This is a genomic window from Intestinibacter sp., from assembly GCF_022780145.1.
GTDB lineage: Bacteria > Bacillota > Clostridia > Peptostreptococcales > Peptostreptococcaceae > Intestinibacter.
In genome coordinates this window covers 1-3,082 of the sequence record NZ_JALEXO010000120.1, presented here as the reverse complement: position 1 = coordinate 3,082, position 3,082 = coordinate 1, and the positions used below count along the sequence as shown (strand labels likewise).

Sequence of the window (3,082 nt, the reverse complement as noted above, 5' to 3'; positions counted from 1 at the left end):
GTGATCACTATAATATCAGGTGATATTTCAATCGCTTCCTGTGGAGAATATATTTTCTTATTTGCTCTGATTTGTCCCCACATTTTTTCATTGTTGTCTATAAAACCTACTACATCGCAGTCTGCACTTATCCAGCATGATATCATAGTACCTGCTTGACCTGCCCCAAATATCATTATTTTTTCCATAAACGTCCCCCATATAATCTAAATTGTTCTACTTTAATTTTAGCATATTTATAAAACTAATAATTCAATCTATGAAACTTTCTTTTTTCTAGTTAAAGCCACTACTAATCCAATTACGACTACAGCTATTCCTACTCCAGCGATTATTATATTTCTGAAGTTAGGGATTTCAGCAGAAAAATTTATATTTTGGACATCAGCTAATGTGTATTCCCAGTTATATACGTGCTTTCCCTCCTCTTCTGTTACACTAGTCGCATTGCTGTTTTCTGCTTCAATAGGGCTTTTTATATGAAGGCCGATATTTGCAGTTTCTCCTAGTAAGTGCATTAGCGTTCTTTGTTCAAAGCTCATCTCTCCATATATCGCATCCTTAAGCTTTAAATTCACATCATAGGTACTTGAAAACAAGCTTTGTTCCTCGTTTATATCTACATATTTTTCGTAAAGCTCGTTTGCTAAATCATTATTATTTGATTCAGTAGAAACTGTCTCTGCTTTTACTGAGCTATTTGAATTTTGATTTTCTACGTCACCTGAATTATCTTGTGAATCCTGATTTTCTTGTAGTGATGCATCTATATTTGTAATTTCCTTGAAAATTTCTTCCAGTTTACCTTGTCTAGTAGCAAATCTATATCCAGATTTATCTGAATCTGCTATTTTTTCTACAGTTTCAAAGTCCTTGCCCAATTCATTTATATTTTCTTCTGGAATATTGTCAAATACAGTTTTTGGACCAAGCACCTGGATTATAGCCTTTCCTGTACCGTCCTTTTCCAAATCCACAGTGACATCTGCATCTACGCACCCTACCATCATGATTGCACTTAACATTATAAATGCTAGTAAAAATTTTTTCTTCATAACCTCCACCTCTTTCCCTTAAAAAAACGATAATTGCTGACTTCTACTATCTTAATTTTATATATTTATTATAGCATTCCCATTTGTCAATAAATATTATAAACTATAAATAAGTACTTACAATTTTTTACAAAATCTTAAGGTGGTGATACAAATGTCTATAAAAATGAAATTAGCTTATGATGAAAAGGCTGAAGTTAAAAAATTATTTTCGGAATATACAAATATGCTGGTTGAAGCTGATCCTGATATGGCTATATATTTAGAAATACAAAACTACGACGATGAATTAGAGCATTTAGAAAAGAAATACGGACTTCCTGAGGGTAGACTTTACATAATTTATGTGGACGATAAGCCTGCTGGATGCGTCGCTCTTAGAAAGCTATCTGAAGAAAACTGCGAGCTAAAAAGACTTTATGTAAGACCAGAATTTCGCGGTAATGGATTTTCTTACACTCTAATTAAAAAGGTTATAGATGATGCAAAATCAATAGGCTATAAAGGAATGCTTTTAGACACTCTTCCTTTCTTAGAAAGTGCAATACACCTATACAAAAAATTTGGATTTTATGAAATAGGACCATATAATGATAGCCCTGTTGAAACTACTATTTTTATGAAACTAGATTTATAGTAATTATCCATTTTTAAAAGGCAGGTGAAGTAATCCACCTGCTTAAAAAATTTACTTTTAAATTTTTTGAGAATAACATTTTATTATTCTATTTATAACTCAGGTTTAAACTTATATTAAAGGTGAGTCAACTTGAGTAGTAAATTCAAATCTATGACAATGCTCATCTGCTTCAGTAGTTCTTCCACATATTAAATGCACATGCTTGTCTGAGCCTGGTATTCTAACTGCTGGACCAGTTGTAGTACAGATTCTATGAACATGACCAAAAGAATCTACTAAATCTCTTTCTATTTCGTGAACATGGTTTCTTCCTTCATTTATTAATTTAGCTTTTCCTGTAACTCCTGCTACTCTGTGGTTATGTCTGTCTCTACCATTTTCAGCTAATTTTACGCTTTCTGAGTATTCATGCACGTGATTCATATAATCGTAGTAATCTCTTCTTCTTTCCTCATCAAAATCTCCGTTTGTATCTCTGTCTCTATCTCTATCGCAATCGCAATCTCTATCGCGGTCTCTGTCGAATTCTCCGTTTTTATCTCTATCGCAATCTCTATCGCTTTGACTATCATTTACTTGTAAAAAAGTTCCGTTTACTTCATCATTTTCTCTATTTCCATAATAAACATATCCCATTTTCTTACATCTCCTAAATTTATATTATTTTAGAAACTTTTTATCTAAAAAAGTCTCTTAATACATAATATAAATATCGACAAAATTTGTTCTTATTTTTTATAAAATTTCGTATTTTTTTAAAGAATAGGCTAATACATTTTATTTTAATATAATATTTTTCTCAAATAGATACTTTAATCTATCCTGCTTGTTTTTCCAATTCTATTAGTATATACTCGACTTAAACTAATATTAGAAACTAAAAGGAGAATAAAAATGGAAAATATTTTAATTATAGAAGATAACCAAGATGTAAACCTAATGCTATCTCAAGCGATAAAAGAAGCCGGATACAACGTAAAATCATCATTCACTGGAACTGATGGGCTAAACGAAATAAAAACTAACTCCTACAATTTAATCCTTTTAGATATAATGCTTCCTTATAAAAGCGGCGACCAAATCCTAAAAGAAGTTCGCGAATTTTCATCAGTGCCTATCATAATAATTTCTGCAAAGGACATGATAAGCACAAAAATTGACCTATTGAAGCTAGGTGCAGACGACTATATAACAAAGCCATTTGATCTAGGCGAGGTAGTAGCTAGAGTCGAATCAAATCTAAGAAGATATTCTATATCTGTAGCTGAAACAGATCCAGTATTTACATACAAGGACATAACTCTAAACGCAAACACAAAGGAAGTCAAGATAAACGGAAATATACTAGATTTAACTGCAAAGGAATACATGATTTTAGAGCTACTTA

The 3,082-nt window shown here is 31.5% G+C and carries 5 protein-coding genes; 2 read left to right on the top strand and 3 right to left on the bottom strand.

Going from position 1 to position 3,082, the window contains the following annotated elements:
* Together MR593_RS04545 and MR593_RS04540 are read right to left on the bottom strand one after the other, a co-directional pair.
* Nucleotides 1-188, bottom strand: a 188-nt coding sequence (locus MR593_RS04545) for a hypothetical protein (protein WP_331474739.1), incomplete at its 3' end; no start/stop codon positions are given.
* A gap of 69 nt (nucleotides 189-257) precedes the next feature.
* On the bottom strand, nucleotides 258-1,055 hold the full coding sequence (locus tag MR593_RS04540; protein WP_290690216.1) for a hypothetical protein: 798 nt from the start codon (nucleotides 1,053-1,055) through the stop codon (nucleotides 258-260).
* Between the two features lie 154 nt (nucleotides 1,056-1,209).
* On the opposite strand from MR593_RS04540, the gene MR593_RS04535 reads away from it, so the two are divergent.
* Entirely contained in the window at nucleotides 1,210-1,692 is a 483-nt protein-coding gene (locus tag MR593_RS04535) for a GNAT family N-acetyltransferase (protein ID WP_290687263.1), read from the top strand.
* A gap of 111 nt (nucleotides 1,693-1,803) precedes the next feature.
* Here MR593_RS04535 and MR593_RS04530 read toward each other — a convergent pair whose 3' ends face one another.
* On the bottom strand, nucleotides 1,804-2,331 hold the full coding sequence (locus MR593_RS04530; RefSeq protein WP_290687262.1) for a YmaF family protein: 528 nt from the start codon (nucleotides 2,329-2,331) through the stop codon (nucleotides 1,804-1,806).
* 258 nt (nucleotides 2,332-2,589) lie between these two features.
* Here MR593_RS04530 and MR593_RS04525 point away from each other — a divergent pair.
* On the top strand, nucleotides 2,590-3,082 hold a 493-nt coding region (locus tag MR593_RS04525), incomplete at its 3' end, for a response regulator transcription factor (protein WP_290687260.1).

Coding starts and splice junctions, on each gene's coding strand:
- MR593_RS04535 (WP_290687263.1), top strand. CDS start 1,210: ATGTCTATAAAAATGAAATTAGCTTATGATGAAAAGGCTGAAGTTAAA.
- MR593_RS04530 (WP_290687262.1), bottom strand. CDS start 2,331: ATGGGATATGTTTATTATGGAAATAGAGAAAATGATGAAGTAAACGGA.
- MR593_RS04540 (WP_290690216.1), bottom strand. CDS start 1,055: ATGAAGAAAAAATTTTTACTAGCATTTATAATGTTAAGTGCAATCATG.